Origin of the sequence: Legionella antarctica, assembly GCF_011764505.1 — a bacterium.
GTDB lineage: Bacteria > Pseudomonadota > Gammaproteobacteria > Legionellales > Legionellaceae > Legionella > Legionella antarctica.
Map to the genome: position 1 here is coordinate 1,228,060 of NZ_AP022839.1, position 19,123 is coordinate 1,247,182.

Sequence of the window (19,123 nt, forward strand, 5' to 3'; positions counted from 1 at the left end):
GGCAAAAATGTGAATTTATCGTTATTGTTCATCCAACGGCCCATTGGAACTACTTTATTGGCAGTAGGGCTTGCCCTGGCTGGCATCCTCGCATTCAATTTATTACCAGTTGCTCCCTTACCGCAAATTGATTTCCCCACGATTATAGTACAAGCCCAATTACCTGGTGCAAGTCCTGTTGTTATGGCCACTTCAGTTGCAACACCTCTTGAACGCCAAATAGGGCGAATAGCCGGCATTACTCAAATCACCTCAACAAGCATGATGGGGCAAATGACTATTGTAGTCCAATTTGATTTATCACGAAATATTGATGGTGCTGCTCGAGATGTGCAGGCAGCAATTAATGCATCGCTTAGCCAGTTGCCTCCAAATCTGGTTAATAATCCTACTTATCGTAAAATAAATCCTGCTGATGCGCCTATTATGATTCTTGCTCTTACATCAGATAAGAGTTCAACAGGAGAAATGTACGATGTGGCATCTACAATTTTACAGCAGAAAATTTTGCGTACGCCCGGAGTGGGGCAGGTTTATGTTGGCGGCAGCTCGTTACCTGCTGTTCGTGTAGAGCTTAATCCAACAACTCTTAATAAATATGGCATCGGATTGGATCAGGTTGCGACTGTAATTGCACAGGCAAATACCAATCAGGCAAAAGGGCAAATAACCAGTGCGGACGGCACTATTTCAACCATTCGTACCAATGATCAAATGTTCACAGCCGCAGAATACGCTCCATTGATTATTAAATATCAAGACAACAGTCCTGTACGTATTTCTGATGTTGGTTACGTAGTCAACTCAGTTGCTGACCTGCGTAATGCAGGGTTTTCAAATGGGAAACCCTCGGTACTCCTTGTTATATACAAACAGACCGGGGCGAATGTGATTAAGACAGTCGATAGGGTAAGGGAACTGCTGCCACAACTTAAAGCGACTATTCCAAGCGACATGGAGCTGGCCACGTTGCTGGATCGTACCGCCACAATTCGAACATCTTTACATGATGTTGAGCTCACCCTTTTAATTTCAATGGTGTTGGTGATCCTGGTTACTTATCTGTTTTTGGGTAGTTTCCGCAGTATGATCATTTCGGGTACTGCAGTGCCTTTGTCATTATTGGGTAGTTTTGTCGTAATGCAGTTAATGGGTTATAGCCTGGATAATTTATCATTAATGGCATTAACCATTTCTACGGGTTTTGTGGTCGATGATGCCGTTGTTGTTCTTGAAAATGTATCTCGCCATCTGGCAATGGGCAAAAAACCCATGCAAGCGGCACTTGATGGCACCAAAGAAATTGGATTTACTGTTATATCGATGAGTCTTTCATTGATTGCTGTTTTTATCCCAATTTTATTAATGGGTGGGATTGTCGGGCGTTTGTTTCACGAATTTGTAGTAGTGCTCTCAGTGGCAATATTAGTATCTTTAGTGGTTTCATTAACCTTGATACCTATGTTGTGCTCAAGAGTTTTGCATAAAGTAGGCGATGAAAAAAGTCACTTGTTTATGCGTTTTATTGAACGTATCCGTCAACGTTATGCAAGTACGTTAAAATGGACATTATTGCATCCATCAGCCATGTTGGTTCTTACCCTTGGGACCATCATATTAACTGGTTATTTATTTATAGTGACACCTAAAGGATTTTTCCCCCAGCAAGATACAGAGAGAATTGTAGCTTCCTTGCAAGCGGATCAAAATATCTCCTTTCAGGCCTTGAAAAAAAAGATGATTCAAGTTCTTGAATTGGTAAAAAAAGATCCTGCCGTTCTTAATGTTGCAGCATACATAGGGGGGGGAGGAAATACGTCCAATACCGGGTCAATATATATCATGCTAAAACCACTAAAGGAACGGAGAGTGTCTACAGGGACAGTACTTAATCGATTACGTAGCCAATTAGCAATTGTGCAGGGTGCAAGGGTTTATATGCAGGTTCCTCAGGATCTTACTATAGGGGGCCGACAAAATAATGCTCAATTTCAATATACTCTGTCGGACAGCAATTTACAGGAACTTAATTATTGGGCACCACGAATTATGGAACAACTTTCAAAAATTAATGGTATAGCCGATCTGAATAGTGATCAGCTTAGCCATGGATTGCAGGTTTATGTGAACGTAGATCATGATACAGCTTCACGCTTTGGGATCACCCCCCAAAAGATAGATAAGGTCTTATACAGTGCCTTTGGGCAAAGCCAGGTGTCCATTCTATACATGCATATGAACCAATATCGCGTGGTCATGGAAGTAGCTCCAAAATATTGGCAATATCCAGAAATATTAAATGATATCTATGTCTTATCATCATCTGGTGATGAGGTACCGCTTTCTGCATTTGCCAGTTTTGCTCCCTCCTCAACATTGTTGTCAGTTAACCATCAAAGTCAGGCACCATCAGCAACCTTATCATTTAATTTAATTCCCGGTAATGCACTTGGGGATATAGTCAATAAAGTTGACAGGGTTGTAAAAGGGATGAAATTACCCCCTACCATCAGTGGTTCATTTCAAGGTACAGCACAGGCCTTTCAACAATCCCTTGCCAACGAAGCATACTTGATTGCAGCTTCATTATTGGCGGTCTATATTGTGCTTGGTATTCTATATGAAAGTCTGATTCATCCTATAACCATTTTATCTACATTGCCATCAGCCGGATTGGGGGCATTATTAGCCTTACTGATATGCCGCACTGATCTCAGTCTTATTGCCTTGATCGGGATAATTCTCCTCATTGGTATAGTTAAGAAGAATGCCATAATGATGATTGATTTCGCATTGAACGCAGAGCGGACTGAAAATAAATCATCAAGAGATGCTATTTATGAAGCTGCACTGTTGCGTTTTCGACCTATTTTAATGACAACGATGGCTGCTTTGTTTGGCGCGTTGCCTTTAATCATTGGTTTTGGACTAGGCTCTGAATTACGTCGTCCGCTAGGTATTGCGATTGTTGGAGGATTGATCGTCAGCCAATTACTGACTCTCTATACTACCCCAGTTATCTATTTGACTATGGAAAACACGGCTATTCGTTTTCATCATTTCTGGAAAAAAAATAAACCGCAAAGAGGTGCATATGGACACTAACACCAGAGAGATAAGTGCCTCTTTAAAAAGTAGATTAATTCTGGCGTTATTCACCCTATCATTCCTCTCATCTTGTATGGTTGGGCCTAATTATAAACGTCCTCCGGTGTTAGTACCGCTAAAATTTAAAGAAGTGAAAGGGCAAAGCCAGTTAAAGGTGTCCCCCGATCTAAAAGATAAGAACTGGAAACCAATACAGCCGCGAGATTATTGTGAGCGAGGTGATTGGTGGAAAATATTTAATGACCCCTTATTAAATGATCTGGAAATGCAGCTTAATAAATTCAATCAGAATATTGTTAATGCTGAAGCTAATTATCGCCAGTCGCTTGCGATTGTTGAGCAGGCACGTTCCAATTTATTTCCTTTATTAGAAAGCGCCTTTAGCATGTTCCGTCAAAAACAGGGCGCAGGAGTCACGACGTTTATTAGTACTTCAGGTGGAACGACTACTACCGGAACGGCAGCATCCAGTGCAACGGATTTTTCTCCAGCGACAACTACCTATTCCTCTGTACTGACTGCATCCTGGGAGCCCGATATTTGGGGATTAGTTAGACGTACTATAGAAGCAGATGTAGCAAGTGCTCAATCAAATGCTGCATTACTTGCATCTACTCGCTTGTCCGCTCAGGGTTCGTTGGCGCAAATTTATTTTGAATTGCGTACCCTGGATACAGATCAACAATTATTAGATGAAACGGTTGATGCGTATAAAAAAACATTGCAGCTGACACGCAATCAATATGCATCCGGGATAGTATCAAGAGCTGACATAGTACAAGCTCAGGCTCAACTGGAATCTGCACAGGGGCAAGCACTGAATAATGGAATATTGCGTGGTCAATACGAACATGCCATCGCGGTACTAATGGGGCGGCCACCTGCTTTTTTATCTCTAAATTTTATGCCTTTAGCTACCAAATTACCCCTAATTCCTGTGGAAGTTCCAAGCGTCTGGTTGGAGAGACGACCTGATATTGCACAAGCTGAGCGACTGGTTCAACAAACAAGTGCTCTCATTGGGGTGGCAGTTGCAGCCTATTTCCCTACATTGACCTTAACCGGAGCTGCAAGCGTTGCAGGTAACAGTTTTCATCAGCTCATTCGTACACCATCAATTGGTTGGTCTGCTGGATTGCAAGTGGCAGAAACATTATTTGATGCAGGTTTCCGGGCAGCAAAAGTCAGAGCTGCAAAAGCAGCATATTATGCTCAGGTTGCCGCCTATCGACAAGCAGTGCTTACTGCATTCCAGGATGTCGAGGATAATTTGATCGCTTTGCGTATTCTTAGAGAACAACTCGTAGTGCAAAAAAAAGCTGCAGCAAGTGCCGGCTTGGCTCTAAAATTGGTTATCAATCAATATAAGGCCGGAACAGTAGATTATGCCAGTGTAATCACAGCGCAGATTACTGCATACTCCGCTCAGAAAACAGCTAATGATGTAGCTGGACTTCTTATGTCCTCCGAAGTAGGTCTAATAAAAGCATTAGGTGGTGGTTGGGATGCAAAATCACTGTGTTGCGTGACTAAAGATCATTCGTGAGCATAATTTATGTCCTCTCCAGCACCTCCTGAAACATTTTAAAAAGAATAGGGTTATTTATTCTGGCTGGGAGTAGTTTAAACTAATCTAGAAAACATACTTTTGCTGACCCTCATCGATTGAGGGGGATGATTCTGTTGGATGAAACTCGTAATGGGTCAAATTAAAGTCCACAGGCATTTCAGTGCCATGGACGTTTATAGCTTGTTCAAAAGATTCATAGATTATTTTTTGAATTATCTCTTTAACAGGCATAGACTTATACCCCTCTATTATGGCTATCTGAGTGGTTAGATTTATGATTTGTTGTTCCCCGAAAAAAGTGTCCGCACGTGCTTGTTTTCTGAGGTTAAACAAATGCATGATTTTGCTATCTAACTCTCCCAACTCGTCTTTACGGGCATTACACATTGCTGTTTCCATTTGAGTAATCATTCTTTGAGGATCGTATAGGTGAAGAGTTATCAGAGTATGACAGGCTTTTGCCAGGGAGCTAATCTCTTCGTTGTATGCATCTTTATTACTCAACCTATAAGCGTGCATGGCATTCACACTGTGGGAAGAAATTAAATCATCACATTCTTCTTGGGAAAGAAGTGGAGGTTCTTCATTTTTGTCACGTGACATGATGAATCTCCTTTCTGGTACATATATTACAAGTATAGCATTCAAATTGTATATAAATTAGTCAGTCGCTTATTCTATCTTATCTCATTGAATTTCTCTGGAGTTGATTTCTAGTTACAGTCATGTGGTTTATTTCCACAGTTTTTTGCATATTAATCAAAATAAGTTGACATAATTGTAAGATTTATATAAAATGCTTAAAACTTAAACAAAGTGGAGATGGTATGCCTAATGTAAACAATCTTTTGGAAAATGAGCTAGTGAACGAGATGCGAGATAGCAATGTAGCGTATCTTAAAAACAGACCTGGTTTTTTTACTCCTTATAATAGCATAAGCGACTTTGACGAAACCTTGGCGGCTCCAGTAGTTGCCCCCGCTGGTTTTGCGATTGCAACTGGACTGTTAGGTGTGGCAAGTGCTCTTGCAGCATCTGTTTGTGTTACCAGTTTTTTGGCAGCAGGCTTTGCAGCTGCGTTAGGTAAGAATGGAGCACGTGATGAGGCACTTACTGTTGGTGTAGTTAGTGGCATAATTGCTTTAGCAGCTCCTTTATTAGCCGCTCTTAGCGCTCTGACCATTGTGCTTTCTTTTCTTGCCACAACGGCATATTTAGTGACTCGATCAGCTGCTACAGTTGGTAGTGCAATAGCTAAGGGAGCAACTGCTCTGACTGAATGTTTTCATGATCATGATGATGAAGAAAACAGTGATGAAGATCTTGCATTTGAACAAATGCAGACTAGCTCTGTAATGTAGATGCCAGTTTAACGAAAGCCCTCTTACCGTAAAGAGGGCTCTTTTTTCTATAATAACTTTTAAGCTGTTCTTTGCTTAATCAGAAGTAATTAATTTCAGTAAATTAATAATATCAGTTGTTAAAAAAAATCCTGCACCATTGAAATCTGAAAAAGTTACTTGCTTACGCAATAGTTTCTTGACAAAATATTGCCTAAAAAGTTAGCATGTATCCTGAATTTATTAAGATAATTGAAAAATGATTTTAAACCGACATTTTATTTTTGGTAATCCATTTTTCTTAATCTCGCTTATCCTTATGGTGGTGCGTCACTTGAGCCTTTCCTCAGCTCTGAGTCGGCTTACTCTTTAAATTTATCTGTCCCGCCTCTAAGCGTAAAAGCAAACGGATGATACTGAATTAATTATCATAACCAGGGGCTTAAATCCTTTGCGCGTGATGGAAATGAGTGACTTCCTCGTTCAGAGAGGAAAAAAGCAGTATGTCTAAACATCGGTGGCTAATTTAAGGTTGATGTGATTAGCAAAACAATTGCACAAGTCTATAACAATATTTAGGAGTTATAGTGAATACATTTAAAAGCAAACATCAATGGCTAGCAAAAGCTTATCCCTGGATCATTTGGACAATTGCCGCAAGTTTCTTTTTTTATAAATATTTAATTCAGGTTTCTCCAAGTGTAATGACTGATGATTTAATGCAAGCTTTTCAGGTCCATGGTGCGGGTCTTGGTAACCTATCGGCTTTTTATTTCTATGCTTATTTAATCATGCAGATCCCTGTTGGGGTGATGCTTGACAGATTCAGTCCCCGCCTACTTACAACGGGGGCTATTTTTCTTTGCAGTATCAGTACGTTTATTTTTTCACAAACTGATACATTTTGGCTGGCTTGTTTTAGCAGAGCCCTTATGGGGGCAGGAGCTGCGTTTGCTGCTGTATCCTGTTTTAAACTGGCTGCAGTTTGGTTTTCTCCAAAACGTTTTGCTTTGGTTTCTGGAATGTTTATGACCGCTGCAATGCTCGGTGCTGTCGGTGGCCAAATGCCATTAGCTCATTTAGTGCAAAATCTTGGCTGGAGAATGGCGCTCGAAATTGTTAGTGCTATGGGGGTTGTTCTTGGTGTTATCTATTTTTTGGTGTTAAGAGATAAACCAATCAAACCGTTGCATAAAATTCAAAACAAGGAAAAAATAAGCCGTCTATTACACCGTATTGTAAGCAATAAGCAAGCATGGGCACTGTCTTTATACAGTGGGCTGGCTTTTGCGCCCGTTTCTGTATTTGGAGGATTATGGGGGGTACCGTTTTTGGAAAAGGCCTATCAACTTTCTCGAACCAATGCAGCGCTTGCAATATCATGTATTTTTATAGGATTTGCTGCAGGAGCACCTTTTTGGGGGTGGTTTTCTGATTATATCAGAAGGAGAAAGCCTGTATTGTTCATTGGGACGTTTTCCGCTTTGTTATGCTTACTAATAGTACTCTACATCCCCGGTCAAATTTTGTCTTCTTTAATGTTCCTTTTGTTTTGCTTTGGATTTGGCGCTAGCGGATTTTTTACCAGTTTTGCCATGATTCGTGAATTATTTCCTATAGCCCTGGTTGCTACAGTTCTTGGTATTATGAATACCTTTAATTCCGTATTTGAAGCATTGTTTGAACCTCTGGTTGGTGCCATTCTCGATTGGACTTGGGATGGAGCCACAACTAATGGAATGCATCAGTTTTCAGTGCAGGGATATCATTGGTCTCTACTGCTCTTACCCGTTTCCCTTATTTTATCGTTACTCACTTTAACTCTGGTTAAGGAAACTTATTGCCGGGTTATTGAAGAAAGTGATTTTTAAATAAAGATAAGTCTTAGCTTCTTGACTGTAACGAAGTAAATAAAGGCAACGCACTTCGCCCTGACCCAGGCTTGGAGACATTGGCAGTAGAACTCCAGTAGAAGCCAGGGTTGAGATATTGCCGCAAGTAGCATCAATACCTGAGCCTATATATCGTCCAAGCTCGCAAATGACTGGTATATACCAGTCAGTATAACTCCTCGCTAATCTTGTTGAGACAGGCTTGCGCAGCTGGAAATTGGACTACGACGGTTTTTCCGAGCAATTACATCGTGAGGTGAAACAGTTAACTGGCATTAATAAATGCCAGTTTCCAAGCAAGGTAGTCAAGGTATCACATTCCCTGCACTAAAAATGTCTGGGTTAACCTGAAAAAAATTGCATACTAAAATGTTCGAAAGAAATTACAAAGTAGAAAATGATTTGCATAAAATCCTCTCATCAATGAACTAAAAAATGCTTCGGTTTTGATGCGTTTTTCGTAAGTCCCTAAATTAATCTAATGCACTGGTTGTTTATCTTGAAGTTCCTCAATGGATGCAGCTAATTTTTCACTAATAGGAATGGTGCTGTTTTTTAATGTGTCAACTAAATGCTCCTTGGCTTTTTGCGGATTTTTATAATTAAAATAAATGGTTTCAGCTATTTGGGTCAGAAAACAATCAGGATTTAAATTATTGGCTTTGTTAATCAATTGTTCTGTTTTTACAAAGTCTTCATTCAAAGCATATACCAGAGCTAATCCCCCCCAACCATCGGCTAATTCATCAACCAGCTCTACCGCATCCTGATAGGTTTCATGAGCTTTAGCAATCCGATCATTTAGAAGTTGGCACCAGGCTAAAGCAATATGACAGTCATAAAATTCAGGGTAAATTTCTACAGCTTTTTGAAGCGTGTTTTCTGCTGAGTCTAAATCACCTTGGGTCATATAAGTGTTGCCTAAAGCAAACCAAAGACGAGAGTCTTGAGGATTAATTTGTAATAGTGCTTCGATTTCGTCTACAGTGGTTTCATGAGTTATCAGACGAACCAGCATATTTACTAATTTTGCATCATAATTGTCAGGATTTATTTTCAAAGCAGAAATACTGGTTTCCTTTGCAACTACATCCTCATTAAGATCGAAATATAACAGAGAAAGAAAGCCCAATGCCTCAGCATCGTCTGGATTCTGCTCTAGTATATTTTCGACCAAACCTATAGCATCATCCATAGAGTCTTGCCGATGAAGAATACGTGCCATTAAAAGCTCTGCTTCTGGATAATGTTCTCCCTCTAGGATAGGAGCTAAAATTTCCAAGGCGTTTTCATTGTAGCGCAGGGCAGGGGTATCAAAATGATTTAAGGATGCAAGAAAACAGTCCTTGGCTTGCGATAATTGACCCTGATTTAAATAAAGTAAACCTTGGTGTCCCAGACAGGCTTCAGGGTTAATAATCCGTGCCTTATCCAGGTAACGTTGTGCTAATTGCAAATCATCTAATTCCATATAGAGATCACTAACCTCTAATAGTAAAGTTAGATTGTTTTTATCTTGCTCGAGGAAAGATAAGTGACGCATGAGGTTATCGGATAATTGCTGGTTATGCATGGGCAATCCTTATGGGGTAGTAAGTAAAGTTCTTCTGGAGGCCAGGACGTCTGCATCGCAAAAGTTGTTCAGAAAGAACTGCATGGAATGATCTATTAATATTCATGTTCGGATTTTATCAGGACTATTAAAAAAGCCCAATCTTTTAATTGGTACATTGTATTTTTTCGGGTAAAAATCCGTCATTAGTTTTTAAATAAGGATTATAATCTACCGTACACTGTGACGTTTTCTTCGCTAGAGGTTGAGCTAGCTTGATGCCTGTCTGATTGTACTCACAAACTATATAAATAGTCTCCTTGCCTGAAAATGTCCACTTGGCCATATTTTTTTTAATCGAATTTGGTCTCAAGCTGACTCCTTTTTTAGGATGTCCTGAATAGAAAGAAACACCATTTAAAAAATTATTGGGAATATCGGGAAGGGTTTCCCAATTATCTTGAGAATTATTGATATGTTCTGTTCTGTTTATTTGTTTAGGACACGCTAGTGTATAGAGTTTAGCCTGAACGAAGGTTGAAAAAATTATAAAAAATAAGCCCGGTACCAGTCTCCAATTGTTCATGGTGTTCCTAACTCCCACCTTTATGTTTCTTGATTTAATCCGGGGGAATAAAAAAATTCAAGTATTGATTAAGTACTGGTTTAATAAATTTTTAAGGGTGTTGTCACTTCAACTTTATTTTTGATACCGTACTGAAATGACAACTCACCTGATAAGCAGACCGAATAAAACAGCCGATTTCTAATTCGGTTTGTTTATGTCAAAAAATAAATTATTTATTAGCTGGACTCTAATATAAAAAAACTGTAGCTTAATGTTTAGCTATTTATACAGAATAATAAATTAGTTTGAAGTTTCTAAGTCCACAGCATTGAGACGAGAAAAATCATTTTCTGACTTTTTTAGTTCAAATATTCGATATAAATTTAAAGGCAATAACAAAGTGATATGGGTCCGCATGTCTGGAACAAAATTAAGGAAAAATAAGAGCTATTCATCCATCATTTATAGTTAAAAATTCACTCAAATTAACCTATTTAAACCTACTCAATACCGTATGAATAGTGATTGCTACTACGAATTGTCTTAGGTCATTTTACCACAACTCTATCAGAATGACTTATCCACAAGTCCACAGGTCAGGAGAGCTTCACTTTCTCGTATAGGCCTGTGGGCCTTGTGGGTAAGTCATGACGCTCTCATTTAGGGTTTATGGTCTTTTCCGGCCATAATACACCTCTGCGGGCGTTAAATAATTAAAGGACTGGTGAAGCCTTCGGTTATTATAATACTCAAAATACTCCGTTAAGGCCAGCTCAACCTCTTCAATTGTATCAAAATCATACCGGTAGATTTTTTCTTGCTTAACACTACGCCACAATCGCTCGATAAATATATTATCTAAATAACGTCCTCGCCCATCCATGCTGATAGAAATGTGGTGAGATTTTAGCGTATTTATCCAATCTTTTGAGGTAAATTGAGAACCCTGATCCGTGTTAAAGATCTCACAACGCGAATGCAGCAAAGCGTTTCTAAGCGCCTCAATACAAAATTCAGCCTCCATAGTAGGTGAAATAGCCCATCCAATCACATAACGACTATACCAGTCCATAATAGCTACTAAATACACATGCTTTCCTTTCATGCGGATGTAGGTGATATCTGCGGCCCAAACCTGATTTGGTTTGGTGATATCCACCTCTTTTAATAAATAAGGGAACACCTCATGCTCCTTATTGGGAACGCTTGTATTTGGCTTTGGGTAAACAGTCGATAACCCCATCATTTCCATCAACTTTTTTACTCGACGTTTACCAACAGGATAGCCTACTTCTTTTGACAGCCATCTTGCCCGCTTAATTTTACCTTCACATGGATACTGCAGATAGTGCTCATCAAGTAGCGCCATAAGCGCTTCATCTTCGACAGAAATGGGCTTGGCACTATAATAATAACTTGAAACAGGCAAGTCTAATAGCAAGCATTGTTCACGAATGGTGAGCTCGGCAAGAGGATCAATCATGACGCGCTTTTCATCCAGACTAAAGTTCATGCTTTTTTTTTAGCCAAGATAGCTGCGCTTGAAGTCGACCAATTTCTTGATATAATGCCTCAACAAGCTGCTCTTGGGACTTGGCTTCTTTTTCATTAGCCCCAGAGAATAAATCGTTAATGGCTTTGATGGCCGATTGCTTCCAAGTTTTTACCTGCGTTGCGTGAACACCGTATTCACTGGTAATTTGCGCTTGTGTGAGTTTCCCCTCAATCGCAGCTAGCGTTATTTTTGCCTTCTTGGCCGCCGTATAATAAGCTCGCTTTTTAGACATTTTATTCTCCTCTTTGTATTAAGAAGAATAGCTCTTAAAAAACCTTTTTTTGTGTCCAGAAAACCGCGCCTATATTAAAACAACCCTGAGGGTGAGTATGGTTTGGGTTATATGTATGATACGGGAACATCTGTTCCTCAAAATAGTGATACTGCTTTAATCTGGTATAAAAAAGCAGCTGCTCAAGAGAATTCGAATGCGGCCTTAGCTATAGGTTATAACTACGATAATGGCATTGGGGTTAAAAAAGATCACTCTGCAGCCATCCAATGGTATTCCAAGAGTGCCAATTTAGGAAATCCCAGTGCCCAATTTAATCTTGGTTTGATGTATGAACAAGGTCAAGGGACGCCGGTGGATGTCACCAAGGCAGCACAATACTTTGAAAAAGCAGCAGAGCAAGGACATGACAAAGCCCAATTAGAATTGGGTTATTTATATGACTCTGGAAAATTGGGTAAAAGCGATCTTTCAAAAGCAGCTTACTGGTATCAAAAAAGTGCCGATTTAGGTAATATTAATGCTCAATTCAATTTAGGGGATATGTATTTCTATGGAGACGGGGTAGGCAAGAATCTGGAGCAATCCGTATCATGGATACAGAAGTCTGCTGAACAAGGTTATAGTAAGGGGCAAAATCAATTAGGTGTTTATTATAGGGATGGCATTGGGGTGACCACAAACCCAATAGAGGCTTATGCCTGGTTTAGTACTGCGGTTAACAATGGATTTGATAAGGCAGCTGTCAATTTAAATGAACTGGAGAAAACAATGAGGCCCGACGATCTAATTAAGGCTAAAACTCTGGGAGAGTATTATTCTAATAAATATAAAGAAAAAAAGTAGGTTTCTTGTTTAAGCGCTCTTTTTTTACTCCAGTCTTTATTGAATACAGAACAAATACCGTTACTTCTGTTTCAAAGTATCTATTTCATGCCTTGATGAACATTAATTACACTTAAAATATTTCTTAATTTATTAATATACATAATGTATAATTTTATTTCCATTTAAGTTGGCGAGATAAATAAGCATGGCTAGAGAAAAAATTGATGCAAGACAGAACGGGATGGGTGCTTCAAACAAACTCAACCTGGTTCTTCAGAAAGAGTATTTGTATCCTGTCAGAATCGCCGGGTAAGTGTCTGCCACTGAGCCCGGACTAATCCGAGCCGCGCGCGTCAGCAAGCGGAATTATCTCGAGATGCTTATGTGGTGCATGGAACCTGCCGCACTTTAAGTAAGATTAATTCAGCCAATGATGGCATTTCAAATTTTTTAGTCACCCTATCGTAAATATACTGATAAACGTTAACTTTCAGTTTTCTGGCCGTCTGTACAATCGTGGCAAACGTATCCTTTGATTTGGTGCCATTTTGGGAGACCGTTTGGAGATTGATGTCGCGTATCCTTGCTTGAAACCGTGTCCCTAATTCAGAGGCATTGTTGTGCAATGGCAGAAATGGATGGTCTAACACCAATAATAACGCTTGTTTTTTAGCACGTGTCTTTGCAATGCGTTGATCTAAAACATCATAGCCTGTCGTGGTTGCGAACAAAGTATCAAATTGCATTGATAGTTGTTGGGCCATTGATTGAGATGGAGCCGTCTTGTAAGTCAATAATGCATGGTAGAAATCCCATAATTGCTCAAGAAATACAGCCAATATATTCTGATTCATATCTGAGAATGGAGTGAGTTTTTTATAATGACGACCTTCATGGATCCAGCACAGCGCATGATGTAGGGCCAATTTATTAAACTGAGGCGCATCATCTGTCATTAAATAATGGATGAAGTATTTCGAGTGCTGATAATAGGCAAGAGCTGCTGACTCAAGAATTATGCGTCGATTCGTGCTGTGTTTTTTTGGATTTGGAAAAAGTGTTCCCATCAAACTATCGATTGATTCACGTGTGAGGGGTTGTGCATGCAGCATTGGTTTAATTTGATCCAACCATTTTTTTGCGAGACCAAACTCATCCATTAACTCATAAGCCTCCTGATTAAACATAAACTTTAATTGGTCTCGACACAGCAACTCCAATAAGGTCAAGCGATCTTTTTTACGACGAGTGAAGTATGCTGTAAAAAAGTCATTACATAAAACATGGGTGTAGTGATTTTTGCCGTTAACACGACTGCCTGTGTCATCCATCTGCTGGTACAAGCCTGCGTTGCTACCGGCATCGACAATATCTTCTTTTTCCTGATGAAAAATATCATTGCCTTCTGTCAGCATGGAAGCAATTTTACCATGTGATATTTGAATACCACATGTTTTTAAAAAGCGCTCAATGGCGCTCTCCGTCATCCCTGCATCACGGTATAATGTGATGACCAGCGCTTTAACCCCAGGACCAAATTCACTGCCCTTATATTCGCCAGGAATCGGCGCAATAAAGGTTTTTTTCAAAGATGGTGAGTAATACGTTTCCAGCTTGAATTCAACATTATCCGTGATGATTTTTAGATCCTGGATGATTCGAATCTCAAAACCCTTGAACTTGGCGTCATCTGGCAGCGTTGCTTTGTCCAGAGCAATCGTAACACGTCTATCAATACGTACGTTTTTTTTGTCTTTGCCTGTGTTTTTATTGTTCCCTTTACCACGTTTATTGCGATCTCCTTCAGATGAATGATTGGAATTGCCTGTATTATCGCCATTGCTACCTTTGGATTGACCGCGAATATTAGGTTTGCCCTGTTCACCCTTAAGGCGGTTTATCTCATCACGTAATACTTGGTTTTCCTCTCTGAGCAAAGCATTTTCTTCGGCAAGCATTTCGACCAAATTAACCAATACCTTAATGATAGTCACGGCCTTTTTGTCGGCAAGACTATCGATATCTTTTGTTAACTCATCTAAAACTTGTTTGATTTCTTGGCGTTTCATCATCTACCACTGCGTTACTAATGCTGATACGGCAATCACAACATGACTTTTTTTGAACGCATTTTTCGAGTTTTAACGCCACTAAGGGCTAAGAAAAAATCTGACCTCAGGAGGGAGATGTTTTATTAGTGAAAGGGGCTACATTGTGATCTTGGGGATCTTAGGGCATGCATATTGCATGACTTACGTTTGATATGGAAAAACATCAGTTTTACAGAAAAACCGTGTCAATAGGTATTTTGAATATTTTTAAAGAATTCCGCTTGCTGACGCGCGCGGCTCGGATTAATCCGGACTCAGTGGCAGACACTTACCCGGCGATTCTGACAGGATACGAGTATTTGATTATTAAACCCGACAATTTACATCCAATACTTGCAACCGAAAGTGTTCGCAATTGTTACGCAGTATTAATCTTTCATTCAGAGCAAAGTGCCATTCTGCACTGGGATGATAATACCTGTCATTCTGAAATAAACAAGTTTGTAACCGAGTTTCTTAGTGAAAATTTAAAACTCAAAGACTGCACCGTTCATCTTATAGGTGGATGGAAAGATCATGAGGAATCGATTAAATCTGGTGATTTTTTAAGAAATTATTTTTCAAATATAAATTTAATCCTGGATCATTATCAAGTAAAACAATCAGCAGGTACTTTAAGTGAGACAGGCTTTAGCCTGGTTGCCATGGACTCAGTTTCGGGTCAGATATTTCTACAGGACAATTGGGTAAGACCCCAGTCTGGACAGGAAGGAACGGATGTATCTTATCGTGAAAAAAATTGCAGACTGTTAGACTTGACCCACTTTCAAGATGATATGTATCAAGATTCAGGTGTACGGATTATATCCAGAGACAATTTTTCTAACCAGCAGTCTCAAGAAGCAAATCAATTATGTGTGGCTGCCAGGGATAATAAAAAAGAGTTATTAATAAATAAAATTGATGAGGGAATTACAAATGTTAATGCTTCACCAAAAAATGGTAAGGGGTGGACTCCGCTTCATTTCGCCTGCAAAGTTGGAAACATCGACACTGCCCGATTATTGCTGAACAACGGGGCAGATTTATTTCAAAAAAATGAGGGAGGAAAAACCCCTTATGATTTGATAGGTGACTATCCATTTGCAAAAAGGCAGTTGCTGGATGCTTTTCGATTAGTAAAATATAATATGTCCGTCAATCAAAAATCCTTAATTAGCCTATCTTTGTTTGCAAGACACCCAGAAAGACTTGATAACTCTCAAAGAACTCAGCTCTCGGCGATTGATGCGTTATTGAACAGTGAAGAAGGTTTAACTCAATTAGAGGCTAGCTTACCCCCCCCTTTATTAAGCAACGTAATAGATTGAGTCCATCACACACAATCTATTGCATATTTTTACTGGTTCACATGAAGCGTATATACAGAAACCGGGAATCCATCCTATACCTAATCGAGAACAAATTAAGAGAAGCAACACATTCAGTTTCCGCTTTTACCATTTCTCACCTTCTAGAGGCCTTTATTATGGTTTCAAATGATATTTATACTCATATTATTCCAATAAAAAACAAAGTGGTTGATTAATTTCTCATATGGTGCAAAAATATACTTCTTTTTAGATGAAGGAACCATTCATGAAGTGTCTGCGCATATTATCAATCATCAACGGTTTATTTTTATCCAGTAATGTTGCTGCTACAACTTTGATAACATCACTGCACAGTAATTATATAGATTTTACTCATAATACAGCATGGGTATCAGAAATGCAGGATATGGGGCCAGACCTGGTTACGCCAGAGCAACCTCAAGGGTATAGCAGCGATAAAGGGGAGGAGGCTATTGAGGATACAACAGACATACAACAGTTTTTACAAGAAATTTATTTGGAAAAAATCCCTTCCGTTTTATGGCAGTTTATTGAAATGCCATCAATGATTGGTGTTAACAATGTGAATAGAGATCAATTTACTCTTAACAACAGTGATCAGGTGCAACAAATCATCACAAAAAATCAATTAGATCTATTTTATGTATGATCTCTCTGCTGACTGATACCCGAAATGATATCAATAAATCCTTGTAATTTTATAGGATATCGTGAAAGTTTGTACTTTTTTGGACCTTGTTTCTATGTAACAGTATATCGGCCAGTTAATTCTAAGTGATGAAGTTTGTCACCTTTCCCGCGCAGAAAAAAATAAGATCTAAAGAAATGGGAGTTTTCATTTCTATATTATTAAATATAATGACTAGAAATAATAAAAAGTTAAAAAAAATTTAACTTAATGTATATTAAATCATGAGGTTAAATTGATTGGCTTTAATGCCCATTAAAAAGCTAATCAGTATATAAGAGGGTCTATGCTTACAAAAATAGAACGTTTCGGACAATGGCGCGGAAAAAAATCTGATGATGAACAAAGCATCATAAAATCTGCCCTTCTTATTGGTGATTATGTTCATTCAGTGAAATACCTGGATACTATTAAATCTGATCTCTCTGATAATCTCTCAAACCAATATATAGCTTTCAATAAATATGAAGAACGTTCTTATGGGGTTTTACTGCATTGCAAGCTTCAAATTGAAGAGGCGCTGGATCAAATACCTGTTACTGGAATCACCGAAAGGATTTTGCTAAATGATTTAAAGATTATTCTCGAAGAGATCTATGATAATCCACGCTCCAATCCCTCACAGAAAGGCAATGATTTAATTATAAAAACCAAGAAATTATTAATGCTGAATTCTGAACATCTTGCAGATAAAAAACTGGCGAAATTCTTGTGTTTTGATCTTTATGTTTTATTAAATATTGTTAATTTGTCATTAAGCCAACTTACTTGGTGGCAGGAGATGGCAGTTAAGGCAGTGATGGATTTAAATAAAATGAAGGATGAGGTAACTATTTTGCTGCGAATGACCGAAGAAAAGGTGAGGCAGTTAGATAAGATTTTGGAAGAGTCTCTACAACCTATTCAAAGCATTGGAGAAAGGAAGAGTTCATCTGACCTTGAGTATGCTGATCAAACAAAACAAAAACTTACTCCCTTGCTGCAGATGGTCGAAGTAGAGTCTCCAAAAGATCATAGTTCCATACCTGAAAAAATAACAGTACAAGATTATTTTAATGATGAGTTTCTGGATATTATAAAAAGTTCAAATTCAGGGGATAAAGAAATCATTATGTTAGAAGAGAGAATGAATAAGGTCATAGAAAGCATTAATCGTTTACTCTTAAAAAGAAATAAAAAAGAAGAAATAAGGGTTAAAATAGAAAAAATTCAGTCACTCTTCAATGCATTTAAAGAAAATGATAAAAAAATCAGAGGGAGGCAATATTGTTCAGATTTACTAAATTCTAATTATGAATCATTTAAACTTCTTATGGATAACTGTAATGGCTCTGAAAAATTACAATTAATAACAAAAATTGAACAATTAAATAGCCCTAATCTATCGAAGCAGATGCTCTACAGTATCAGTCGGGCGACCGCAATAATCACCCAGGTTTATCGAGTTTTCACACCCCAAAAACTGCAGGATACGGTTATTACTAAAATACCTACCTTAGATAGTGAATGTAAGGTCAGAATAAAAGATTTAGCAAGAGCTTGTATATCAACCTTGAATCAGGAGTATTCTGTTACAGATAGAGAAATAGCCATATTAAATCATCAATTATCTAATGAAAATCTTGAGGTAGAGCAATTGATAGCTCAAGAATCCACTGCTAATCTGGTTTTATTAGTTAAAGCAAATACTGCAGCCAGAGATGCTTTGCGGCAATATAGAGGCGTTGCTGAATTTTTAAACGATACAGTCTGGCATATTAATGTTATCAAAGAATCAACCCGTGTTTTAGATCAATTTATCCATATCCATGATGGGTTTTTAGTAAGACTTTCTAATTTATTTGCTCAAATATCAATTCTATTTAAATCCGATACGGCCGCGATGATTGATAGGGCTCGTGAAATGAAAGAGCACTTGGCAGGTTTTAATGGGGATTATAAAAATGAATTGGCAAAAGAATTAAATAGGATCATGCATCATCCTGATATAAATCAAGAGTTGAAGACCAGGCTACAACAGAAGATAGGGATAAAATTAACCAGCGAAACACGAATCATACCGTTCACTTCTCCAAGTAAAGCAGAGGTGGAGTATTTGACGAGAAGCCTGGAAGAGTTGTTTAATATGAAATCAGAGTCTGGATTACCGGAGAGAAATGAGCCTCTTTCCGAGGTGTCTTTATCTCCTTCACAATCCTATTAATCAGAGAATTATGAGTCGCAATCTAGAGTGTCATGGGCCACGATTACTAGCCCACTAAAGGTCGGGTTTGGCCACGATTAATGGCCCACTCCATGGCCATCTCTGAGTCCCACTTTGAGTAGCAAATAAACAGTGTTAGTTT

At 38.7% G+C, this 19,123-nt stretch carries 14 protein-coding genes; 8 read left to right on the plus strand and 6 right to left on the minus strand.

The window, feature by feature from the left end:
• Positions 1–9: 9 nt before the first annotated feature.
• Both HRS36_RS05910 and HRS36_RS05915 read left to right on the plus strand, forming a co-directional pair.
• Positions 10–3,105 carry an efflux RND transporter permease subunit gene (locus tag HRS36_RS05910; protein ID WP_173236587.1) on the plus strand — a complete coding sequence of 1,032 codons (3,096 nt, stop codon included), beginning with the start codon at positions 10–12 and terminating at the stop codon, positions 3,103–3,105.
• Positions 3,095–4,654: an efflux transporter outer membrane subunit gene (locus HRS36_RS05915; protein WP_173236588.1), complete on the plus strand. Its 1,560-nt coding sequence runs from the start codon at positions 3,095–3,097 to the stop codon at positions 4,652–4,654. Before HRS36_RS05910 ends, HRS36_RS05915 begins: the two co-directional genes overlap by 11 nt.
• A gap of 87 nt (positions 4,655–4,741) precedes the next feature.
• Here the strand turns inward: HRS36_RS05915 and HRS36_RS05920 are convergent, their stop codons facing one another.
• Entirely contained in the window at positions 4,742–5,281 is a 540-nt protein-coding gene (locus HRS36_RS05920; protein ID WP_173236589.1) for a hypothetical protein, read from the minus strand.
• Positions 5,282–5,505: 224 nt separating this feature from the next.
• On the opposite strand from HRS36_RS05920, the gene HRS36_RS05925 reads away from it, so the two are divergent.
• Together HRS36_RS05925 and HRS36_RS05930 are read left to right on the plus strand one after the other, a co-directional pair.
• Entirely contained in the window at positions 5,506–6,039 is a 534-nt protein-coding gene (locus tag HRS36_RS05925) for a hypothetical protein (protein WP_173236590.1), read from the plus strand.
• A 566-nt stretch (positions 6,040–6,605) separates the two neighbouring features.
• Positions 6,606–7,889, plus strand: coding sequence for an MFS transporter (locus tag HRS36_RS05930; protein WP_173236591.1), 1,284 nt, complete (start codon positions 6,606–6,608; stop codon positions 7,887–7,889).
• 499 nt (positions 7,890–8,388) lie between these two features.
• Here the strand turns inward: HRS36_RS05930 and HRS36_RS05935 are convergent, their stop codons facing one another.
• The 4 genes from HRS36_RS05935 to HRS36_RS05950 form a co-directional block, all read right to left on the minus strand.
• Positions 8,389–9,483: a tetratricopeptide repeat protein gene (locus tag HRS36_RS05935; protein ID WP_173236592.1), complete on the minus strand. Its 1,095-nt coding sequence runs from the start codon at positions 9,481–9,483 to the stop codon at positions 8,389–8,391.
• A 145-nt stretch (positions 9,484–9,628) separates the two neighbouring features.
• Positions 9,629–10,048, minus strand: coding sequence for an STY0301 family protein (locus HRS36_RS05940; protein ID WP_173236593.1), 420 nt, complete (start codon positions 10,046–10,048; stop codon positions 9,629–9,631).
• A 649-nt stretch (positions 10,049–10,697) separates the two neighbouring features.
• Positions 10,698–11,543, minus strand: a complete 846-nt coding sequence (locus HRS36_RS05945; RefSeq protein ID WP_173235473.1) for an IS3 family transposase — start codon at positions 11,541–11,543, stop codon at positions 10,698–10,700.
• Entirely contained in the window at positions 11,533–11,817 is a 285-nt protein-coding gene (locus tag HRS36_RS05950) for a transposase (RefSeq protein ID WP_173235475.1), read from the minus strand. The genes HRS36_RS05945 and HRS36_RS05950 overlap by 11 nt, the downstream gene beginning before the upstream one ends.
• 111 nt (positions 11,818–11,928) lie before the next feature.
• Here HRS36_RS05950 and HRS36_RS05955 point away from each other — a divergent pair, with 111 nt between their 5' ends.
• Complete coding sequence (locus HRS36_RS05955) at positions 11,929–12,663, plus strand: tetratricopeptide repeat protein (RefSeq protein WP_173238474.1); 735 nt, start codon at positions 11,929–11,931, stop codon at positions 12,661–12,663.
• Positions 12,664–13,025: 362 nt separating this feature from the next.
• On the opposite strand, the gene HRS36_RS05960 is transcribed toward HRS36_RS05955, so the two are convergent.
• Positions 13,026–14,717 carry an IS66 family transposase gene (locus tag HRS36_RS05960; RefSeq protein ID WP_173235423.1) on the minus strand — a complete coding sequence of 564 codons (1,692 nt, stop codon included), beginning with the start codon at positions 14,715–14,717 and terminating at the stop codon, positions 13,026–13,028.
• Positions 14,718–14,908: 191 nt separating this feature from the next.
• Between HRS36_RS05960 and HRS36_RS05965 the strand changes: the two genes are divergently transcribed.
• The 3 genes from HRS36_RS05965 (at position 14,909) to HRS36_RS05975 (ending at position 18,981) form a co-directional block, all read left to right on the plus strand.
• On the plus strand, positions 14,909–16,066 hold the full coding sequence (locus HRS36_RS05965; RefSeq protein WP_173236594.1) for an ankyrin repeat domain-containing protein: 1,158 nt from the start codon (positions 14,909–14,911) through the stop codon (positions 16,064–16,066).
• Between the two features lie 268 nt (positions 16,067–16,334).
• On the plus strand, positions 16,335–16,739 hold the full coding sequence (locus tag HRS36_RS05970; RefSeq protein WP_173236595.1) for a glycoside hydrolase family 18 protein: 405 nt from the start codon (positions 16,335–16,337) through the stop codon (positions 16,737–16,739).
• A 325-nt stretch (positions 16,740–17,064) separates the two neighbouring features.
• Positions 17,065–18,981: a hypothetical protein gene (locus HRS36_RS05975; RefSeq protein WP_173236596.1), complete on the plus strand. Its 1,917-nt coding sequence runs from the start codon at positions 17,065–17,067 to the stop codon at positions 18,979–18,981.
• Positions 18,982–19,123: the final 142 nt, after the last annotated feature.